Origin of the sequence: Frigoribacterium sp. Leaf415 (genome assembly GCF_001424645.1) — a bacterium.
Classification (GTDB): Bacteria; Actinomycetota; Actinomycetes; order Actinomycetales; family Microbacteriaceae; genus Frigoribacterium.
In genome coordinates, this window is record NZ_LMQR01000001.1 from 2,173,288 (window position 1) to 2,193,122 (window position 19,835).

At 70.8% G+C, this 19,835-nt stretch carries 18 protein-coding genes; 7 read left to right on the top strand and 11 right to left on the bottom strand.

Annotation, left to right across the window (positions count from 1 at the left end; all coding sequences use genetic code 11):
- Positions 1-17: 17 nt before the first annotated feature.
- Entirely contained in the window at positions 18-941 is a 924-nt protein-coding gene (locus tag ASG28_RS10025) for a carbohydrate kinase family protein (RefSeq protein ID WP_055974644.1), read from the bottom strand.
- An 82-nt stretch (positions 942-1,023) separates the two neighbouring features.
- Here ASG28_RS10025 and ASG28_RS10030 point away from each other — a divergent pair, with 82 nt between their 5' ends.
- The gene (locus tag ASG28_RS10030) at positions 1,024-1,965 is read left to right on the top strand and encodes an ROK family protein (protein ID WP_043597201.1); all 942 of its coding nucleotides are present in this window, start codon (positions 1,024-1,026) and stop codon (positions 1,963-1,965) included.
- Between the two features lie 174 nt (positions 1,966-2,139).
- A complete protein-coding gene (locus ASG28_RS10035) occupies positions 2,140-3,183 on the top strand; it encodes an NAD(P)-dependent alcohol dehydrogenase (RefSeq protein ID WP_055974647.1) in 1,044 nt (347 codons plus the stop codon).
- Positions 3,184-3,359: 176 nt separating this feature from the next.
- Here the strand turns inward: ASG28_RS10035 and ASG28_RS10040 are convergent, their stop codons facing one another.
- The 3 genes from ASG28_RS10040 to ASG28_RS10050 form a co-directional block, all read right to left on the bottom strand.
- Complete coding sequence (locus tag ASG28_RS10040) at positions 3,360-3,947, bottom strand: MarR family winged helix-turn-helix transcriptional regulator (RefSeq protein ID WP_055974650.1); 588 nt, start codon at positions 3,945-3,947, stop codon at positions 3,360-3,362.
- Positions 3,928-5,865, bottom strand: coding sequence for an MDR family MFS transporter (locus tag ASG28_RS10045; protein WP_157485693.1), 1,938 nt, complete (start codon positions 5,863-5,865; stop codon positions 3,928-3,930). Before ASG28_RS10045 ends, ASG28_RS10040 begins: the two co-directional genes overlap by 20 nt.
- Positions 5,866-6,152: 287 nt before the next feature.
- Positions 6,153-7,286, bottom strand: coding sequence for an AI-2E family transporter (locus ASG28_RS10050; RefSeq protein WP_055974653.1), 1,134 nt, complete (start codon positions 7,284-7,286; stop codon positions 6,153-6,155).
- A gap of 194 nt (positions 7,287-7,480) precedes the next feature.
- Between ASG28_RS10050 and ASG28_RS10055 the strand changes: the two genes are divergently transcribed.
- The gene (locus ASG28_RS10055) at positions 7,481-8,032 is read left to right on the top strand and encodes a metallophosphoesterase family protein (RefSeq protein WP_055974655.1); all 552 of its coding nucleotides are present in this window, start codon (positions 7,481-7,483) and stop codon (positions 8,030-8,032) included.
- Here the strand turns inward: ASG28_RS10055 and ASG28_RS10060 are convergent.
- Positions 8,029-8,976, bottom strand: a complete 948-nt coding sequence (locus ASG28_RS10060) for a DsbA family protein (RefSeq protein ID WP_055974658.1) — start codon at positions 8,974-8,976, stop codon at positions 8,029-8,031. The genes ASG28_RS10055 and ASG28_RS10060 overlap by 4 nt on opposite strands.
- A 273-nt stretch (positions 8,977-9,249) precedes the next feature.
- Here ASG28_RS10060 and ASG28_RS10065 point away from each other — a divergent pair, with 273 nt between their 5' ends.
- Both ASG28_RS10065 and ASG28_RS10070 read left to right on the top strand, forming a co-directional pair.
- Positions 9,250-10,350, top strand: a complete 1,101-nt coding sequence (locus ASG28_RS10065) for an ABC transporter ATP-binding protein (RefSeq protein WP_043597318.1) — start codon at positions 9,250-9,252, stop codon at positions 10,348-10,350.
- A gap of 142 nt (positions 10,351-10,492) precedes the next feature.
- The gene (locus ASG28_RS10070; RefSeq protein ID WP_055974662.1) at positions 10,493-11,794 is read left to right on the top strand and encodes a DUF4032 domain-containing protein; all 1,302 of its coding nucleotides are present in this window, start codon (positions 10,493-10,495) and stop codon (positions 11,792-11,794) included.
- A gap of 75 nt (positions 11,795-11,869) precedes the next feature.
- Here the strand turns inward: ASG28_RS10070 and rlmB are convergent, their stop codons facing one another.
- The 4 genes from rlmB to ASG28_RS10090 are packed head-to-tail and all read right to left on the bottom strand — an operon-like array spanning position 11,870 to position 16,110.
- On the bottom strand, positions 11,870-12,916 hold the full coding sequence (gene rlmB, locus ASG28_RS10075; protein ID WP_055974665.1) for a 23S rRNA (guanosine(2251)-2'-O)-methyltransferase RlmB: 1,047 nt from the start codon (positions 12,914-12,916) through the stop codon (positions 11,870-11,872).
- A complete protein-coding gene (gene cysS / locus ASG28_RS10080; RefSeq protein ID WP_055974668.1) occupies positions 12,913-14,331 on the bottom strand; it encodes a cysteine--tRNA ligase in 1,419 nt (472 codons plus the stop codon). The genes rlmB and cysS overlap by 4 nt, the downstream gene beginning before the upstream one ends.
- Positions 14,328-15,638 (bottom strand): 2-C-methyl-D-erythritol 4-phosphate cytidylyltransferase, encoded by a 1,311-nt coding sequence (ispD, locus tag ASG28_RS10085; RefSeq protein ID WP_055974669.1) that lies wholly within the window; start codon positions 15,636-15,638, stop codon positions 14,328-14,330. The genes cysS and ispD overlap by 4 nt, the downstream gene beginning before the upstream one ends.
- Positions 15,628-16,110: a CarD family transcriptional regulator gene (locus tag ASG28_RS10090; RefSeq protein ID WP_043597211.1), complete on the bottom strand. Its 483-nt coding sequence runs from the start codon at positions 16,108-16,110 to the stop codon at positions 15,628-15,630. The genes ispD and ASG28_RS10090 overlap by 11 nt, the downstream gene beginning before the upstream one ends.
- 166 nt (positions 16,111-16,276) lie before the next feature.
- On the opposite strand from ASG28_RS10090, the gene ASG28_RS10095 reads away from it, so the two are divergent.
- Entirely contained in the window at positions 16,277-16,843 is a 567-nt protein-coding gene (locus ASG28_RS10095) for a hypothetical protein (protein ID WP_055974673.1), read from the top strand.
- Between the two features lie 127 nt (positions 16,844-16,970).
- Here ASG28_RS10095 and ASG28_RS10100 read toward each other — a convergent pair whose 3' ends face one another.
- On the bottom strand, positions 16,971-17,651 hold the full coding sequence (locus ASG28_RS10100) for a response regulator transcription factor (RefSeq protein ID WP_055974674.1): 681 nt from the start codon (positions 17,649-17,651) through the stop codon (positions 16,971-16,973).
- Between the two features lie 13 nt (positions 17,652-17,664).
- Complete coding sequence (locus ASG28_RS10105) at positions 17,665-18,858, bottom strand: sensor histidine kinase (protein ID WP_055974677.1); 1,194 nt, start codon at positions 18,856-18,858, stop codon at positions 17,665-17,667.
- A 238-nt stretch (positions 18,859-19,096) separates the two neighbouring features.
- On the opposite strand from ASG28_RS10105, the gene phoU reads away from it, so the two are divergent.
- Positions 19,097-19,750, top strand: coding sequence for a phosphate signaling complex protein PhoU (gene phoU / locus ASG28_RS10110; RefSeq protein WP_055974680.1), 654 nt, complete (start codon positions 19,097-19,099; stop codon positions 19,748-19,750).
- The last annotated feature ends 85 nt before the right edge of the window (positions 19,751-19,835 follow it).

Consider the following 19,835-nt stretch of genomic DNA (forward strand, 5'->3'; position numbering starts at 1 on the left):
GGCGGACCCGGTCGGCGTCAGCGGGGCAGCCGCAGCAACGCCCCCGGAGCCCTGACCGTCGCCGCGGCCACGTCCATGGCCCGCTCGAGGGCGGCCGGCCAGTAGACCGAGCCGGGTTCGCGCCGCTCGGCGAGCAGCGAGGCGACGATCGACGCGAAGGTCGCGTCGCCCGCGCCCATCGTGTCGACGACCTCGCCCTCGGCCGACGAGATGCCCCGCGTCACGTCGTTGCCGGCGGTGCCACCCGCCGACGCGGCCAGCACCAGGCTCGCCCCGGCCGAGCCGCGGGTCGCGAGCACTCCCCCGGTGCCCGCCGCGAGGAGCGTCTCCTGCCAGTCGTCGAGGGAGCGCCCGGCGACGAGTTCGGCGTCGTCGTCGCCGATCTTGACGAGCAGGGTCGAGGCCGCGACCCGCTCGAAGCCGGCGGCGAAGTCGGCGATCTGGGCCGCCCCACCGGGCAGGAACCCCGGCCGCGGGTTCGGGTCGACGACGAGCCGCACGGGGTCGGTGCCGACCACCCGCAGCAGCCGCTCGGTGAGCGGGGCGTCGTCGAACGGGTACGAGCTGACGGCGACCACGGGGGCGGCGGCGAGCACGGCGAGCTGTTCGGGCGAGAAGTCGAGACCGCGGGCGACGGCGGCGTCGGTGAAGACGTAGGTCGGCTCGCCGTCGACCCGCAGCGAGACCGCCCGGCCGGTGCCGAGGGGGTTGATCGTCGCGACGAGTTCGACACCGTGCTCGGCGAGGAAGGCGCGGATCGACTCGCCGTCGGCGTCGTCGCCGATCGAGGCGAGCAGCGTCGTGGGGACGCCGAGGCGGCTGAGCCCCACGGCGACGTTGAGGCCGGCCCCGCCGACGTGGTCGGTCGAGCCGTCGTCGGTGCGGAGTTCGTCGATGAGGGCGTCGCCGAGAACGGCGACCCGACCGTCGGTGGTGTCCATGGGGGTGCCTTTCGTCAGCGTGCCGGCAGCCACCCTATTCCGGCACGCGGTCGGGTCGCACTCCCCCGCTACGCTGGCCGACGTGACCGATTACGCACTGGCCGTCGACGTGGGCGGAACGAAGGTCGAGGCGGCGCTGGTCGCCTCCGACGGAACCCTGCTCGACGGCAGTCGCGACCGACGCCCCACCGGCGCCGGGTCGACGTCCGACGAACTCGCCGAGGCGGTCCGCGCGGTCGTCGCTCACGCCCTCGATGCCCTGCCCGACGGTGACGCGCTCGTCGGGGCGGGCATCGGCAGCGCCGGGCCGGTCGACCTCGTGCACGGCACGGTGTCGCCGATCAACCTGCACGCCTGGCGCGGTTACCCGCTGCGCGAGCAGGTCGCGGCACTCGCGGCCTCGACCCTGCCCGACGCCGCCCCCGTGACCCTGCGACTCGACGGCGTCAGCCTCGCCCTCGCCGAGCACTGGGTCGGCGCCACCCAGGGCGCCGACAACGCCCTGGCGATCACCGTCTCGACCGGTGTCGGCGGCGGCCTCATCGTCAACGGCCGCCTGCTCTCGGGCGGCACGGGCAACGCCGGCCACATCGGCCAGATCCAGATCGCCGACCGCCCCGCGGGCGAGAACGCCTGGGCGGCCACCCTCGAGGTCATCGCCTCGGGCCCGAACGTCGTCGCCTGGGCCCGTGAGCAGGGCTGGCAGGGCGAGCGCGGTGAAGACCTGGCGGCCGGCTACGTCGCGGGCGACGAGATCGCCGTCGCGGCCGTCCGCCGCTCGGCCAACGCCGTGGGCGAGGCGGTCTCGTCGGTCACGACGCTGCTCGACCTCGACGTCGTCGCGATCGGCGGCGGGTTCTCGCGCGTCAGCGACGACTACCTCGACCTGGTCCGGGCCACGGTCCAGGAGGCGCCGGTCAACGAGTACGCCCGTCGCGTCCGGGTCGTCCGCTCGGGCCTGAGCGACGAGAGCCCCTTGGTCGGAGCCGCCGCGCTCGTCTGGCGGGCCGAGCTGCTCGGCTGAGCCGCGCCTCCTGCGGTCGGTGACCCGCGCCTCCCGGGGTCGGCCGCTTCTCTGGGAACGGTCGTCGGTGGCCCGGCCTAGGCTGGGTTGCATCCCACAACGTCGTCGGAATCCGTCGCGCCCTCGGGGCGCGCACCACCACCACCGCACCACCACTCGCAGAGAGGTCATCTCATGCCCACCACCGTCCCCGTCCTGCTCACGCCGTCCGCCGGCGCCCCCTTCGAGCACTCCACCGTCGAGCTGCGCGACGTCGGTCCGAACGACGTCCAGATCGACATCGCGTTCGCCGGCATCTGCCACAGCGACATCCACCAGGCCCGCGAGGAGTGGGGCAAGGCCATCTTCCCGATGGTGCCCGGCCACGAGATCGCCGGCATCGTCACCGAGGTCGGTTCCGACGTCACCAAGCACAAGGTCGGCGACCGCGTCGGCATCGGCTGCTTCGTCGACAGCTGCCGCGAGTGCGAGAACTGCCTCGCCGGTGAGCAGCAGTTCTGCGTCAAGGGCAACGTCGCGACCTACAACGGCCGCCAGTACTCGGGCGAGCCCACCTACGGCGGCTACGCCAAGCAGATCGTCGCCGACGAGAACTATGTCCTGTCGATCCCCGAGGGCATCGCGCTCGACGAGGCCGCCCCCCTGCTCTGCGCAGGCATCACCACCTACTCGCCGCTGAAGCACTGGGGCGCGGGCCCCGGCACGAAGGTCGCCGTCGTCGGAATGGGCGGTCTCGGGCACATGGCCGTCAAGATCGCGCACGCCATGGGCGCCGAGGTCACCGTCATCAGCCAGACGCTGTCCAAGCAGGACGACGGCCTCAAGCTCGGCGCCGACCACTACTATGCCTCGAGCGACCCCGAGACCTTCGGAAAGCTCAAGAACTCGTTCGACCTGATCATCAACACGATCTCGGCCGACATGGACATCGACGCCTACGCCCGCACCCTGCGCCTCAACGGCACGATGGTGTTCGTCGGCCTGCCCGAGAACCCCCAGTCGTTCCGCGCCGGGTCGCTGATCGGCGGCCGTCGCAGCCTCGCCGGCTCGAACATCGGCGGCATCCCCGAGACGCAGGAGATGCTGGACTTCTGCGCCGAGCACCACATCGGCGCCGAGATCGAGACGATCGGCGCCGACGAGGTCGACGAGGCCTACGAGCGCGTCGTCGCCAGCAAGGTCCGCTACCGCTTCGTGATCGACACCGCGACCATCTAGCACCCGCCTGCACGCACGAAGGCCCCCTCCCGTCACGGGAGGGGGCCTTCGTCGGTGCGGAGGGCGGACGGGCACGAAGGCGGGCGACTTCGGCGACGGCGGGCGACCACGGCAGCCCGCCTCCGACGAACTCGCCCGTCGGGGGTAGGCACCAGCAGGCGTCAGACGGGCCCGGCCTACCCGGCGGGGGTGTTGAACCGACGCAGCCAACCGGCGAACTCGGCGAGCTCGCCGTCCGACCAGCCCTCGACGTGGTTGCGGAACACGGCACGGTTCTCGTGCCGCACCTCGAGCATGCGGCTCTCGGCGCGCTCGGTGCTGCGCAGGGTCATGACGCGTCCGTCGGCCGGGTCGGGCACCACGTCGACGAACCCGGCCTCGCGCAGCAGGGTGACCTGCCGGCTGACCGCGCTCTTGTCCATCGCCATCGCCTTGACGATGTCGCCGGCACTGCACGGCTGGTGCTTCATCACGTACCTCAGCACGTAGAAGGCCGTGGGAGGCACGTCCGGGTCGAAGCGCGACGCCGCCGCAGCGATCGTGCGCTTGGCCTCGACCATCATCGAGCCGATCTCGTCGACCACGCCGGCCATGAGGCCCTCGCGGCCGTCGTCGTCAGGACCCGGGAGGCGCGGTGCGGCCTGGCCAGGCCCCTCGGCCCCGAGGAGGCGCGGTGCGGCCCGGTCGGCAACGTCGCCCCCCGAGGGGCGCGCCGCGTCGAGCACCGCGCCCTCGGGCTGGCCGTCAACGGTCGGCTGCGACATCCTTCTCCTCGACCAGGGACGAGAACACCGGGCTCTCGGCCAGTTCGTCGGCGGGCACCGGGTGACCCGCCACCTCGGCGGCGCCCGTCGCGATGATCGTGTCGATGGTACCGGTGGCGGTCGTCGTGTGGCTGTGGTGACGGCGCTGCGCCTCGGCGACGCCGTCCCCTCCGTCGACGGGCGAGACCGGCGCGGGCGAACCGGAGAGGCCCGAGGTCGGGGCGGTCGCCGTGGCGGGCGTGGAGGCCGTCGCCGGGGCACTCGACACCGCGGGGGCCAGGCCGGCCGTGGCCGCTGCTCCCTTGGCGACCGGGGACGCGGCGTTCGCGTCGACCGGGGCCGCGCCTCCGTCGTTCCCCTCGGAGGCGGCAGCCGACGTCGCACCGTCGGTCGGCCCGTCCGTCTTCGCCGCCGCGCGCTGGAGGCCGGTCTTGGTGCCGAGCTCGACGTTCGGCAACAGGCAGACGAACACGATGGTGATGATCGCCAGCGGGGCCGCGATGAGGAAGACGTCGGCGACGCCCTGCCCGTAGGCCGACTCGATGATCGTGCGGATCGGACCGGGCACGGTGCTGAGGTCGGGGATGCTCGTGGCGCCGCCACCACCCAGGGCGCTGGGGTCGACCCCGGCATCGGTCAGGCCGTCGGTGATGTAGCCCGAGACCTTGGTGCCGAGCACGGCGCCCATGACCGAGACGCCGATGGTGCCGCCGAGGCTGCGGAAGAACGCGACGCTCGACGAGGCCGCGCCGACGACGCTGACGTCGACCGAGTTCTGCACGACGAGCACGAGGTTCTGCATCACCATGCCGATGCCGAGACCCATCATGGCCATGAAGACCGAGACGACGAAGAAGTTCGTGTCGTACTCGATGGTCGACATGAGGAAGAGCCCGGCGGCGAGCAGGACGGACCCGACGATCATGTAGGGCTTCCACTTGCCGTACTTCGAGATGAGCGCACCGGCGACCATCGACGAGATGAGCAGGCCGAGCACCATCGGCAGGGTCAGGATGCCGGCCATGGTCGGCGACTGGCCGCGGGCCAGCTGCATGTACTGACCGAGGAAGACGCTGGTGCCGAACATGGCCACGCCGACGCTGAGCGAGGCGATCACCGCGAAGGTGAAGGTGCGGTTGCGGAACAGCGTGAGCGGGATGATCGGCTCCTTGCTGTTGAACTCGACGATCACGGCGAGCACGAGGAGCACGGCGGCGCCGAGGCCCATGACCCAGCTGGTGACCGAGTTCCACTCGAACTGCTTGCCGCCGAGCGACACCCAGATGAGCAGCAGCGAGACGCCACCGGCGATCAGCCCGGCACCCCAGTAGTCGATGACGACCTTCTTCGCGGGTTTGGCGGGCAGGTGCAGCGTCTTCTGGATGACGATCAGGGCCGCGATGCCGACGGGCACGCCGACGAAGAAGTTCCAGCGCCAGCCGATGCTGTCGGTGAGCACGCCGCCGAGCAGCGGGCCGCCGATGGTGCCGACGCTCATGACGGCGCCGAGGTAGCCCATGTACCGGCCGCGCTCACGCGGGCTGATGATGTCGCTCATGACGACCTGCACCAGGGCGGTGAGGCCGCCGGCGCCGAGACCCTGGAAGACGCGGAAGGTGATCAGCGTCGCGGTGTTCTGCGAGAAGCCGGCCGCGACGGAGGCGAGCACGAACAGCACGAGCGCCACCTGCAGCAGCACCTTGCGGTTCGTCAGGTCGCTGAACTTGCCCCACAGCGGGGTGCTCACGGTGGTCGCCAGCAGGGTCGCGGTGATGACCCAGGTGTACGAGGTCTGGCTTCCGTTCAGGTCGCTGACGATGCGCGGCAGCGAGGTCGACACGACGGTCGACGAGAGGATCGCGACGAGCATGCCCATCAGCAGGCCCGACAGGGCCGTGAGGACTTCGCGGTGGCTCATGCCGGGCGCTTCGCCCGGTTCGTGGGGTGCCGCGGGCTTCGTGCCCGCGGCGGTCGTGGTCTGCGACAAGGTGCGCTCCGGTGGTTCGAGATGGTGAGGGACTGACCGCCGTTGGTCGGGTCCGTTGGTTGCAGAATGTCAACCATACGCTTTCGTTGACGAATAGCAACCATTTTGCTGCAGTTGCTGCAGAAATCTTTCTCGAACTCCGCGACGCGGTCGCGGGGGAACGCAGGAGGCGCGGTGCGAGTCCTCCTCGCACCGCGCCTCCTTCAGGGCCTTCCGGGTCAGCGGACCTCTTCGGGCCGTTTCTGACGGAACATCTCGGCCGGCTGGTGCTCGCCGTTCCAGACCTGGGTGATGCCCCAGACGACGGCCATGAGCGGCACGGCGATGACGGCCCCGACGACGCCGCCGAGGATCGTGCCGGCGGTCAGGGCGACCAGGATGACCAGGCCGTGCAACTGCAACGTGCGGCCCATGAGCACCGGCTGCAGGAAGTTGCCCTCGAGCTGGTTGACGACGACCACGATGCCGACGACGATCAGCGCCTGGACCGGGCCGAGCGCGACGAGGGCGACGAGGGCCGCGAGGATGCCCGCGGCCGTGGCTCCGACGAGGGGGATGAACGCGGTGAGGAACACGATGACCGCGAGCGGCAGGGCCAGCGGCACCCCGACGATCCAGAGGCCGACGCCGATGCCGATCGCGTCGACCGCGGCGACCGTCGCCGTGCCGCGGACGTAGCCACCGAGCGTGGTGACCGTCTTGTCGCCGATGCGGCGGGCGCGGGCGTAGTTCTCACCCTTGAACGGGCGGAGCAGGAACTCCCAGATGGCCGGGCCGTCCTTGAGGAAGAAGAACAGCACGACGATCATCAGGACGAGGCCCGTCGCGAAGCTGCCGACGGCCGAGGCCCCGGCGAGCGCCCCCGAGCCGAACTGCGAGCTCGTGACGAAGTCGACGGCCGCGTTGCGGACGTCGTCGATCTGCTGGTCGCTGATCGAGAAGGGCAGGGTGGTGATCCAGTCCTGCAGCTTGTTGAAGCCCGAGGTGGCCGAGTCGGCGAGCGAGCTGGCCTGGCTCTCGACGGCCCACACGATCAGCCAGGCGACGAGCCCGAGGATGATCAGCACGGCGAACAGGCAGATCAGGGTCGCCAGCACCGAGGGCACCTTGTGCCGCCGCAGGAAGGCGACGACCGGCAGCATGGCCGACGCGAAGATCAGCGCGAGCAGCACCGGCAGGGTGACGAGGCTCAGGCTGAGGAAGACGTAGATGACGCCGATCGCGACGATGAGCACGGCGATGATCTGCACGGCCCGGGTCGCGAGCGTGCCGAACGCGTCGGCCCAGAGGGAGTGCCGGACGGCGGCGTCCTCACGGGCCACCTCGGCTTCTTGGCTGCGGAAGAGTCCCACGGTGTCGTCCTCGTTTCTGGTGGTGCGGGGGGTCGAGAGGGGTGCCGGGCGAGGCGCGGTCGGGTGCGGCCGGTGCCGGTGGGCTGGCGGAATCGTCGGGGGTGATCGGCCCGACTAGGACAGCCAACCCCGTCACGAGAATATCGGGCCGGATCGGTGCCCTCGCGACCTGGCGCGCGCCTAGCGTGGAGGGCATGCCGACCTCCGTCCTCGTCGTGTCCGACACCCACGTCCCGCAGAAGGCCAAGGCCGTGCCGGGGGTCGTCTGGACCGCGGTCGAACGGGCCGACGTCGTCGTGCACGCGGGCGACTGGACCGGCGAACCGCTGCTCGACGAGTTCGAGGCCCGAGCGCGCCTCCTGATCGGGGTCCGGGGCAACAACGACGGCGCCGGGCTGCGCGCCCGCCTGCCCGAGGTCGCCCGCACGACGATCGAGGGCGTGCGCCTCGCCGTGGTGCACGAGACCGGAGCCAAGGAGGCGCGCGAGCGACGCATGGACCGCCTCTTCCCCGAGACCGACCTGCTGCTGTTCGGACACAGCCACATCCCGTGGGACACGACGACGCCCGCGGGCCTGCGCCTGCTGAACCCGGGGTCGCCCACGGACCGTCGGCGCCAGCCGCATGCCACCTACCTCACGCTGACCCTCGACGCGGGCGAGGTGCGCGACGTGGTGCTGCACGAGTTGCCCGTCGCCGCACGGGACCGCACGGGGGTGCTTCCGCACCCCCGCATGACGACCTAGCCGGCGGGCGTCTCGGCCGGGGCCGACTCGGTGGGCGTCGGCGACGGGCTGGCCGTGCCCGACTCGGTGTAGCTGTTGCCGGCCGCCGTGACGACGAAGCTGCGGAACTCCTGCACCGTGAACGGCCGGCTGCCGTCGTACTTCTGACCGTTGACGAGGACCGTCGGGGTGCCCGTCAGGGCGTCGAGGTCGCTGTTCGGCAGGGGCCCGTCGATGGCCCGCTGCGTCGACGCCGTCACCCACGAGCCGAACTCGTCGTCGTCGATGCACCTCGTGATGTCGCTCGCCTTCGTCACCCCGTCGACACCGGTCGCGATGTCGGCGAGCTGTGAGTCGTCGAGACCACGGGTGCCCTCTTCGGGTTGCTGCTCGAACATGGCGGTGTTGAAGTCGAAGAACGAGTTCGGCGAGTAGTTCGCCACGCAGGCCGCCGCGTTGGCCGCCCGGTTGCTGTACTTCGTGCCGAGGGACTGGTTCGTGAGGATGGCGACCGGGTGGTACTCGACCGTCGCCGCCCCCGACTCGACGAGCCCGCTGATGTAGTCGTTGTTGGCCTGCTCGAACTCGCCGCAGATGGGGCAGAGGTAGTCGAGGTAGACGACGATGTCGACCGTGTCGCTGGACGCCGCCGACGCCGACGCCGTGGGTTCGTCGTCGGGGCCCAGGGCGCCGGTCTGCACGGCCTCGAAGCCCTGACCGATCTTGATGCCGTCGCTCGCCATGTTGGCGGGGCCGGGGCCGGCCGGACGGATGCTGTTCGTGATGACCAGCACGACGCCCACGACGATGGCGATCACCACGAGCGCGAGGCCGCCCTGCAGCGCCCACTTGCCGGCGCGTTGGCGACGCTTCTGCTTCTGGCGGGCGAGCTGGGCCTTCTGGCGGGCCGCCGCGCGCCGCTGGTTCTTGGTCAACGACGAGTCGTCGGGATTCAGGTCAGTCATGGGGCTCCGGTGCGCGACGGCCTCGCATGGTCGCGTCGAGCGGGTGGTGGGGACGGTCGCCACGAGTCGTGGCCACGAAACATGGTACGAGGCGAGCCTGGCAGAAGTCCGCCAGGCGCGGGCGAGAGAGGGTGGAGAACAGGCGCTCCCGTGGCGATCCGAGAGATTTTCATGGCATGCTGATCGGTGGTGGTCACCGCAGACCTCTGAGGTTGATCACCGTCCATTCACAACGGATCGTCCGGCACGTACCTGCCGGTGAAGGAGAAGATCATGGCGTCAGTCACGTTCAGCAAGGCAACTCGTCTCTACCCCGGCTCCACGCGCGCCGCGGTCGACGGCATCGACCTCGAGGTCGCCGACGGCGAGTTCCTCGTGCTCGTCGGCCCCTCCGGCTGCGGCAAGTCGACCACCCTGCGCATGCTCGCGGGCCTCGAAGAGGTCAACTCGGGTGACATCTACATCGGCGACCGCAACGTCACCGACGTCCCGCCGAAGGACCGCGACATCGCGATGGTCTTCCAGAACTACGCGCTCTACCCGCACATGACGGTCGCCGAGAACATGGGCTTCGCCCTGAAGATCGCCGGCGTCGGCAAGGAAGAGCGCGCCACCCGCGTCCTCGAGGCCGCCAAGCTGCTCGACCTCGAGCCCTACCTCTCGCGCAAGCCCAAGGCCCTCTCGGGTGGTCAGCGTCAGCGCGTCGCCATGGGTCGCGCGATCGTGCGTCAGCCCCAGGTCTTCCTCATGGACGAGCCGCTGTCGAACCTCGACGCCAAGCTCCGCGTGCAGACCCGCACCCAGATCGCTTCGCTGCAGCGCCGCCTGGGCGTCACCACGGTCTACGTCACGCACGACCAGACCGAGGCGCTCACCATGGGTGACCGCATCGCCGTGCTGAAGGACGGCGTCCTGCAGCAGGTCGGCACGCCTCGCGACCTGTACGAGAAGCCGCAGAACGTCTTCGTCGCCGGCTTCATCGGTTCGCCCGCCATGAACCTGCTGCCCGCCGACGTCGTCGACGGGGGCATCCAGTTCGGCACCGCCGTCACCGCGGTCGACCGCGACACCGTCGGCCAGGCCAACGGCAAGAGCGTCACCGTGGGCGTCCGCCCCGAGGACGTCGTGGTCAACACGACCGGCGAAGGCCTCGCGGTCACCGTCGACGTCGTCGAAGAGCTCGGCGCCGACGGCTACCTCTACGGTCACACCGAGGTCGACGGCAACCGCGTCGACGTCGTCGTCCGCGTCGACGGTCGCAACCACCCCAAGCTGGGCGAGACGATCTACGTCACCCCGCAGGCGCACCACGTGCACGTCTTCGACACCGAGAGCGGCGAGCGCCTCGGCGACAAGGCCGTCGTCAGCGCGTAGCACCCCGTCGGGTCGGCCCGTCGAGTCCGCTCGGAGCACTCCTCCGATCGACCCGGCGGGCCGTCCCGCGTTCCGGCCCCGCGCCTCCTGACCTCCCCCGCCGCCCCGCCTCAGGCGGCGCTCCCCCGCACGAGAGGCCCTCATGCCCGACTCCCTCAACATCACCTCGGCCACGGCCGACCCTGCGCTGCTCGACCTGCCCTGGTCCCTGCCGCTCGACGAGTGGCCCGACGAGGCCATCGCGACCCTGCCCAAGGGCATCTCGCGGCACCTCGTGCGCTTCGCGCACCTCAGCGGCTTCGTCATCGCGATCAAGGAGACCTCGGGCGAGATGGCCCGTGGCGAGTACGAGATGCTGCGCACGCTGCAGCGCATGGACATCCCGTGCGTCGATCCGCTCGCCGTCATCACCAACCGCCAGGACGCCGACGGGTCACCCCTCAACCCGGTGCTCGTCACGCGGCACCTGAAGTTCTCGCTGCCGTACCGGGCGCTGTACTCGCAGACTCTGCGCCCCGACACGGCCCGTCGCCTCGTCGACGCACTGGCCCTGCTGCTCGTCCGGCTGCACATCATCGGCTTCTACTGGGGCGACGTGTCGCTGTCGAACACGCTGTTCCGCCGCGACGCCGGCGCGTTCGCCGCGTACCTCGTCGACGCCGAGACCGGCAAGCTCTACCCGGGCGGCCTCTCGAACGGTCAGCGCGAGAACGACCTCGAGGTCGCGCGCGTCAACATCGCCGGCGAGCTGCTCGACCTCGAGGCCGGCGGTCGCCTCGACGACAACCTCGACCCGGTCGACGTCAGCAACGGCATCGTCGCCGCGTACCGCAGCCTCTGGACCGAGCTGACCGGTGCCGAGACCTTCGACAGCTCGGAGCGCTGGCGCATCAACGACCGCGTCGAGCGCCTGAACGACCTGGGCTTCGACATCGAGGAACTCGCGATCAAGACGGCCGAGGGCGGCAGCCAGGTCAAGATCCAGCCCAAGGTCGTCGACGCGGGGCACCACTCCCGCCGTCTGCTGCGACTCACCGGCCTCGACGTGGAAGAGAACCAGGCCCGTCGCCTGCTGAACGACCTCGACGCCTACCGGATGCGCACCGACCAGTCGGACTCGGACGAAGAGATGATCGCCCACGAGTGGGCCTCGCGCGTCTTCGAGCCCGTCGTGCGGTCGATCCCCCGTGACCTGCGCGGGCGGCTCGAACCGGCCGAGGTGTTCCACCAGCTGCTCGAGCACCGCTGGTACCAGTCGCAGGCCGAGAACCGCGACGTGCCGATCGCCGAGGCCCTCACCTCGTACATCAACGACGTGCTGCGGCACCGTCGCGACGAGCAGATGGTGATCGAGCCGGCGACCGAGTCGATCACGCTGCCCGAGGCCGCCCGGCTCGAGGCCGACGAGGCCGACGCCGACGAGGACTGGCGCAGCAAGGTCTGAGGACGCAGGAGGCGCGGGCCGGCGACCAGCCGACCCGCGCCTCCTCGAGGCCCCGCGTCTCGCGGGTGCCCGTGCCTACTTCTTCTTGCGTTCGGCGCGCAGCTTCGAGATCTCGTACAGCGTGACCGACGCCGCGATGCCGGCGTTCAGCGATTCGACCGCACCGGAGATCGGCACCGACACGATCGCGTCGCAGGTCTCGGCCACGATGCGCGACAGGCCCTTGCCCTCGCTGCCGACGACGACCACGATCGGGCGGTCGGCGAGCTCGAGGCCGGGCAGCATGACGTCGCCGTCACCGTCGAGGCCCACGACGAACACGCCCTGCTCTTTGAACGACTTGAGGGTCTGCGTCAGGTTCGACGCCATCGCGACGGGGATGCGCGCGGCGGCACCGGCCGAGGTCTTCCAGGCCGACGCCGTCAGGCCCACCGAACGACGCTGCGGGACGATGACGCCCTGCCCGCCGAAGGCGGCCACCGATCGGATGATCGCCCCGAGGTTGCGCGGGTCGGTGATGCCGTCAAGCGCGACGAAGAGCGGCTTTTGCTGACGCTTGACCGCGGCCTCGAGCATGTCGACGGGGTGCGCGTACTCGTACGGCGGAACCTTGAGCGCGACGCCCTGGTGCACGGAGTCGTGCCCGGTGATGCGGTCGAGCTCGGGGCGCATGACCTCGAGGATCGGCAGGCCACGACGGGTGGCGAGCTGCAGGATCTCTTTGGTGCGCTCGTCCATCTCGATGCGGGCGGCGATGTAGAGGGTCGTCGCCGGGATGCGCGTCCGGAGGGCCTCGACGACCGAGTTGCGACCGGTGACCATCTCGTGGTCGTCGGCCGACTTCGGACGGCGGCGGGGTGCGTCGGGTCCGCCGCGACCGGCGATCGGCGACCCGGCGCGGGGGCCGGCTCCGCCACGACCGCGCGCCGCCTCGAGCCGGTCGCGCGCCGCCTTGGCCTTGCCCGCGGGGTGGTAGGGGCGGTCCTCGGCCGCGGGAGTGGGCTTCTTGCCCTCGAGCGCCTGGCGCCCCTGCCCGCCGCTGCCGACCTGCTTGCCCTTGCTGCCCTGCCGCACGGCACTGCTGCCGGGACGGCCCTTGCGTGCTCCGCTGGTGTTCTTCACTGTTCGAGGCTCCAATGCGACCCGCTGGGGGTGTCTTCGATGGTGATGCCGGCGCCCGTCAGGACGCCTCTGATCTCGTCGGCCCGCGAGAAGTCGCGATCGGCCCGGGCTTGCTGGCGTTCGGCCAAGAGTACGTCGACGAGCGTGCCGAGCGCGCGGTGCGCGTCGGCCTCGTCACCGGCACGCCACTCGGGCGCCGTCGGGTCGATGCCGAGCACGGCCACCATGGCGGCCACGTGCTGCCAGGCGCGCGCGGCGGTGTCGAGGTCGCCGTCGTCCAGGGCCACGTTGCCGGCGCGCACCCTGTCGTGCAGCACGGCCACGGCCTGCGGGACGTTGAGGTCGTCGTCCATCGCCTCGCCGAACTCGTCGGGCACGACGCGGGCGCCGACCCCGGCGAAGCGTGTGTCGGCGAGGCGGCGCTGCGCCCGCTCGAGGAACGTCTCGACGCGGTCGAGCGCGGCCTCGGCCTCGAGCAACGCGCCCTCGTGGTAATCGATGGTCGACCGGTAGTGCGCGGCGCTGAAGAAGTAGCGCACGACCACGGGCCGGGCCTGCGCCAGGAAGTCGGCGGCGAAGATCGAGTTGCCGAGGGACTTCGACATCTTCTGGCCCTCGACCGCGACGAGGCCGTTGTGCATCCAGTGCGAGGCGAAGCCCATGCCGGCCGCGGTCGACTGTGCCAGCTCGTTCTCGTGATGCGGGAACCGCAGGTCGAGCCCACCGCCGTGGATGTCGAACGCCTCGCCGAGGTACCGGGCCGACATCGCCGAGCACTCGATGTGCCAGCCGGGTCGCCCTTCGCCCCAGGGCGAGGCCCACGAGGCGGACTCGGGCTCGTCGGCCTTGTGGCCCTTCCACAGCGCGAAGTCGCGTGGGTCGCGCTTGCCCCGGGGGTCGGCGTCGGTGGCGGGCGCCATGTCGTCGGTCGACTGGTTGGTCAGGGACCCGTAGGTCGGCCAGCCGGCGGTGTCGAAGTAGACGTCGCCCGAGCCGTCGGGGGCGACGTAGGCGTGCCCCTTGTCGAGCAGCGTCGTGATGATCTGCTGCATCTCGCTGACACTGGCGGTCGCGCGGGGCTCGTAGGTCGGGGGCAGGATGCCGAGCGCCTGGTAGCCGGCGGTGAACTCGAGCTCGTAGCGGTAGGCGCGCGCCCACCACTCTTCGGTCGTGTCGGCGGCCAGCGCGAGGATCTTGTCGTCGATGTCGGTGACGTTGCGCACCAGGGTGACGTCGAGGCCGCGGTAGGTGAACCAGCGGCGCCAGAGGTCGTAGACGAGGGCCGAGCGCAGGTGCCCGATGTGGGGCGAGGACTGCACGGTGGGTCCGCAGACGTACAGCCCGACCTGGCCGGGCACGAGCGGGACGAAGTCGACGAGCGTCTGCTGACGGGAGTCGTAGAGCCTGATGGTCACGTGATCAGCCTATTTGACGCAGCTTCCGCCGCGTCGCCCGCGGACGACCCGTCGCGCGTGACGAGTGCCGTCGCGATGACGGCCACGCCCTCGCCGCGACCGGTGAAGCCGAGCCCGTCGGTCGTCGTGGCCGACACGCTGACCGGCGCCCCGACCACGCGGGTCAGCTGGTCTTGCATCTCGACGCGGCGGGACGACAGCCGGGGCCGGTTGCCGATCACCTGGACGGCGACGTTGACCGGTGCGGCCCCCTCCGCCGCGAGCAGTTCGAGGGTGGCCGTGAGGAAGACGTCGCCCGACGCCCCGGCGAAGCGGGGGTCGTCGGTGCCGAAGCTCGACCCGATGTCGCCGAGACCCGCGGCCGAGAGCAGGGCGTCGACGATGGCGTGGGCGACCGCGTCGCCGTCACTGTGGCCCGCGAGGCCCGGCTCGCCCGGGAAGTGCAGCAGCCCGAGGTGCATCGGCTGCGTCGCGTCGAACGCGTGGACGTCGGTGCCGACCCCGGTCAGGAGGCGCGGGCCCGGTCGACCGGTCGTCTCGCGCCCCGGCCCGGTCGCCTCGCTCTCGGCGACGATCGTCTCGGCCCGTCGCAAGTCCCACGGGGTGGTGATCTTGAAGGCCACGGGGTCGCCCGCCACGATGCGGACGCGGTGGCCAGCGGCGGCGAAGAGCGCCGCGTCGTCGGTGTGCTCGACGGACGCCGCCGCGTAGGCGTGGTCGAGGGCGGCACGGGGGAAACCCTGCGGCGTCTGCATGGCGACGAGTTCGCTGCGGTCGACGGTGTCGACGACGAAGGCGGCGTCCCCGTCGACCCGTTTGATCGTGTCGGTGACCGGCAGCCCGGGGACGACGCCGTCACCGCTCGCCTCGACGGTCGTGGCGACCAGGTCGAACTGGGCCGTGGGGGTGAACGGCCGGGCGCAGTCGTGCACCAGCACGGTCGCGACGTCGGGCCCCAGGACCGTCAGGCCGGCCGCGACGGACTGCTGGCGCGTGGCGCCGCCCACGACGACGGAGGCGTAGCCGCGGGCCGGGCCGGCGACGGCGTCGACGAGGGCGCGGGACTCGTCGACGAGCGCCTCGGGGACGACGACGACGACCTGTGTCGGCTCGGCCGAGGCGAAGACGGCGTCGAGCGAGCGCTCGAGGATGCTGCGCCCGGCCACCTCGACGAAGGCCTTGGGCCTGCCGAGGGCGAGGCGGGTACCGCTGCCGGCCGCAACGACGACGACCGCCCGACCGACGCCGGACGGGGTGTGGACCCCACCGTCGTCGACCGAGCGGTCGTCGGGAGTGCTAGGACGCAAGGACCTCGTCGAGGACGCTCGACGCCTTCTCTTCGTCGGTCTTCTCGGCGAGCGCGAGCTCACTGATCAGGATCTGACGAGCCTTGGCGAGCATGCGCTTCTCACCGGCCGAGAGGCCGCGGTCCTGATCGCGACGCCAGAGGTCGCGGACGACCTCGGACACCTTGATGACGTCACCGCTGGCGAGCTTCTCGAGGTTCGCCTTGTAGCGGCGCGACCAGTTGGTCGGCTCTTCGGTGAAGGGGGCGCGGAGCACGTCGAAGACGCGGTCCAGCCCTTCTTTGCCGATGACGTCTCGCACGCCGACAAGGTCGACGTTGTCTGCGGGTACTTCGATGGTCAGATCACCCTGGGTGACGCGAAGCTTGAGGTACAGCTTCTCTTCGCCCTTGATGATCCGCTTCTTGACTTCTGAGATTGTCGCTGCCCCGTGATGCGGGTATACAACGGTCTCGCCGACCTCGAACTGCATGAATCAGGCTCCATTCTGCGACACCCAGGATACCATAAGCGGTCGTTGGTAAGGCTGCCCTAAGGAACCGACCCCCGCGGGCGCGGATAAGCTGGACGACGTACGTTTGTCGTGACGCTGATCCTGGAGGACACCTGTGCGAGCCCCAACCCTGAAGTCGCGCGGCTTGACGACGCGGCTCGTCTCGGCCGCCGCCGTCGGTGCCGTGGTCGTCCTGACCGCCGCCGGGTGCAACTTCATCAGTCCGCAGGCCACCACCAAGCAGTACGACGCGAGCGACGGCACGAGCGTGAACGTCGGCGACATCCAGGTGCGCAACGCGATCGCCCTCACCGCCAGCGAAGGTGACGGCGGCACCGCCAGCCTCAGCATGGTCGTGCTCAACACGAGCGACGAGGCCGCCGAGGTCTCGTTCGAGTACCCCACCACCTCGGGCAAGAAGACCCAGACCGTCGAGGTCGACGGCTCGTCGCAGGTCTCGCTGGGCACCGAGCCCGGTCAGGACCAGTTCCTCATGGAGTCCCTCGACTCCGACCCGGGTGCCCTCGTGACGATCTTCGTCCAGTACGGCACCGAGACCGGCAAGTCGTTCGTCGTGCCCGTGCTCACCGGCGCGCTGGGCGAGTACGCCACCCTGCTGCCCTCGCCCACGCCGTCCGCCGAGGCCACGCCCTCGTCGACGCCGCTGCCCGAGGCGACCGAGCAGGCACCGTCCTCGTCGCCGACGCCGTAGCGTCCCTCCCCCGTCAGCCGAGAGGCCCGGCCCGCCGTGTGCGGTGCCGGGCCTCTCGCGTCTGACGCGCGCCGCGCCTCCTGGGCTGTCGACGCGGTCGGAGTGGGCCGTCGGCCCGTGCCCCCGGTCAGGCCTCGATGCGGTAGCCGAGGCCGCGAACGGTGACGAGCGCCTTCGGCTCGGACGGCACGGCCTCGATCTTCGAGCGGATGCGCTTGATGTGCACGTCGAGGGTCTTGGTGTCGCCGAAGTAGTCCGACCCCCAGACCCGGTCGATCAGCTGACCGCGCGTGAGCACCCGGCCGGCGTTCCGCATGAGCAGCTCGAGCAGCTCGAACTCCTTGAGGGGCATGGCGACGTCGTCACCGCGGACCGTCACCACGTGACGCTCGACGTCCATGCGGATGTCGCCTGCCTCGAGCATCGAGTCGGACAGGTCGTCGGGGTCGACGCGGCGGCGCAGCACGGCCCGGATGCGCGCGAGCAGCTCGCGGGTCGAGTACGGCTTCGTGACGTAGTCGTCGGCGCCGAGCTCGAGGCCGACCACGATGTCGACCTCGCTGTCCTTCGCGGTGAGCATGACGATCGGCACCTGGGACTTGGTGCGGATCACGCGGCAGACCTCGGTGCCCGGGATCCCCGGGAGCATGAGGTCGAGCAGCACGAGGTCGGCACCGGTCTTGTCGAACGCGGCGACGGCGGCCGGGCCGTCCTCGGCCACGCTCACCTGGTAGCCCTCGCGCTGCAGGATGTAGGCGAGCGGCTCGCTGAGGGACTCTTCGTCCTCGACGATCAAGATGTGGGTCATCGGGTCTCCATGGTCATCGTGTCTCCTGGTGCTCTGGTGCCGAGGCGGCCGTGGTCGGGATCGATCGGGTGTCGGGGTCGACGTCCGCGGCCGGCAGGCGCAGGGTGAAGGTCGAGCCCTTGCCGACCTGCGACCAGACGCGCACGTCACCGCCGTGGTTCTGCACCACGTGCTTGACGATCGCGAGCCCGAGGCCCGTGCCACCGGTCCGTCGGGACCGGGCCGGGTCGACCCGGTAGAACCGCTCGAAGACCCGGTCGAGCTCGTCGTCGGGGATGCCGTAGCCCTGGTCGGTCACGGAGATCTCGACCACCCCGCCCGTGTCGACGGTGGCTCCGATGCCGACCCGCGACCCGTCGGGCGAGTAGTTGATGGCGTTCGCGACGAGGTTGTCGACGGCCGTGACGAGCATCGCCTGGTCGCCGATCACCTGCGCGTGCTTGCCGCCTCGGACGACGAGGTCGATGCCCCGCGCCTCGGCACCCACGCGGTTGCGGTCGACGGCGGTGTCGACCACCGTGCGGACGTCGACCGAGTCGCTGGTCTCGAGCGCGTCGGTCGCCTGCAGACGCGACAACTCGATGATGTCCTGGGTGAGGCGACCGAGCCGGCCGGCCTCACGGGTGAGGCGGGCGGCGAAGTGACGCACCTGCTCGGGATCGGCGGACGCGGACTCGAGCGCCTCGGCGAGCAGGCCGACGGCGCCGATCGGCGTCTTGAGTTCGTGACTGATGTTGGCGACGAAGTCACGGCGCATGTCGTCGAGACGGCGACCCTCGGTGCGGTCCTCGGCGAGCACCAGCACGAATCGCCCGCCGAGTGCCGCGGCCCGCACGTGCACGGCGATGGTCGCCTCGCTGCCGGGCAGGCGCGGCAGGGTGAGTTCTTCGACCACGGGGTCGCCGTGCCGACGCACCGCGTCGACGATCGTCTCGAGCTCGGGGTGCACGAGGTGCTGCTGGGCCGAGACCAGGCCGAGCTGGCGTGCCGCGGCCGAGGCCTTGAGCACGTTCCCCGACGGGTCGACCACGAGGCCGGCCGACTCGAGCGCGTCGAGCACGGCGTCGATGCCGTCGGGCAGGGCGACGTCGACGAGGGCCGCGGCACGCACGGCTCGTCGGTGGGCCGAGACGACGACCACCACGATCGCGGCGCCGACGACGACCCCGAAGGCCAGCGACAACGGCACCAGCCAGGCGGATTCCATGTCGTTCACAGTAGTGACCCCCCGACGGGTGGACGAACGGGGGTCGCCCCATCCGCTGTACTTTGGTCAGAGTTCAGGCGGTGATCACCGGTCGTTAACCTTCACCGGAGAGCATCGTCGGGACTGTGCGGGCGACTCTGCCCCCACGTCACGAGCCGAGCGTGCGTCCTGCACGTCGCTCACAGCCACCGTGCTCCCAGGGCCACCGAGCCCCCACGACGAGAGGGTCGAACACGACATGCGCGAGGTATTCCAGCAGGAACTCCTGGAGGTGCAGGAGCGTCTCGTCGAGATCGCCGGCCTCGTCGCCGTCTCGATCGCGAACGCGACCACGGCCTTCAACGAGTCGAACGTCTCGTTGGCCGAGCAGGTCATCGCCGACGACGACAAGATCGACGAGCGCGCCATCGCCCTCGACGAGCTGGCCATCGACATCCTGGCCCGCCAGAACCCGGTCGCCCGCGACCTGCGCATCGTGGTCAGCGCGCTGCGCATCAGCGCCTCGCTCGAGCGCATGGGCGACATGGCCGAGCACATCGCCCAGCTCGCCCGCTACCGGTTCCCCGAGAAGGTCGTGCCGAAGTCGCTGCGCCCGACCTTCAAAGAGCTGGGCGAGCTCGACGTCGCCATCGCGAACAAGCTCACCGAGCTGCTCACGACCGAGGACGTCCGCCTGGCCGAAGAGATCCGCAAGGACGACGACCGCATCGATGAGCTGCACCTCAGCGTCTTCGACAAGGTGCTCGGCGAGACCTGGAAGGGCGCGGCCGTCGACACGGTCGACTCCACCCTCGCGTCGCGCTACCACGAGCGCTTCGCCGACCACGCGGTGTCGATCGCCAAGAAGGTCCAGTACCTCGCCACCGGCGACTGGGTCGCACCCGAGGTCTGATCGACTGCCGACCTGCAGGAGGCGCGGTGTCCGTTCGACGGGCACCGCGCCTCCTGCGTTCGGTCGGGGCCGTCGCCGTCCGCGA

Bases quoted from the DNA above. Each gene is read 5' to 3' on its own strand.
- ASG28_RS10105 (WP_055974677.1), bottom strand. From the start codon at position 18,858: ATGGAATCCGCCTGGCTGGTGCCGTTGTCGCTGGCCTTCGGGGTCGTC.
- ASG28_RS10065 (WP_043597318.1), top strand. From the start codon at position 9,250: ATGGCGTCAGTCACGTTCAGCAAGGCAACTCGTCTCTACCCCGGCTCC.
- ASG28_RS10025 (WP_055974644.1), bottom strand. From the start codon at position 941: ATGGACACCACCGACGGTCGGGTCGCCGTTCTCGGCGACGCCCTCATC.
- ASG28_RS10070 (WP_055974662.1), top strand. From the start codon at position 10,493: ATGCCCGACTCCCTCAACATCACCTCGGCCACGGCCGACCCTGCGCTG.
- ASG28_RS10060 (WP_055974658.1), bottom strand. From the start codon at position 8,976: ATGACTGACCTGAATCCCGACGACTCGTCGTTGACCAAGAACCAGCGG.
- ASG28_RS10035 (WP_055974647.1), top strand. From the start codon at position 2,140: ATGCCCACCACCGTCCCCGTCCTGCTCACGCCGTCCGCCGGCGCCCCC.
- ASG28_RS10045 (WP_157485693.1), bottom strand. From the start codon at position 5,865: ATGAGCCACCGCGAAGTCCTCACGGCCCTGTCGGGCCTGCTGATGGGC.
- phoU (WP_055974680.1), top strand. From the start codon at position 19,097: ATGCGCGAGGTATTCCAGCAGGAACTCCTGGAGGTGCAGGAGCGTCTC.
- ASG28_RS10090 (WP_043597211.1), bottom strand. From the start codon at position 16,110: ATGCAGTTCGAGGTCGGCGAGACCGTTGTATACCCGCATCACGGGGCA.
- ASG28_RS10100 (WP_055974674.1), bottom strand. From the start codon at position 17,651: ATGACCCACATCTTGATCGTCGAGGACGAAGAGTCCCTCAGCGAGCCG.
- ASG28_RS10055 (WP_055974655.1), top strand. From the start codon at position 7,481: ATGCCGACCTCCGTCCTCGTCGTGTCCGACACCCACGTCCCGCAGAAG.
- ASG28_RS10040 (WP_055974650.1), bottom strand. From the start codon at position 3,947: ATGTCGCAGCCGACCGTTGACGGCCAGCCCGAGGGCGCGGTGCTCGAC.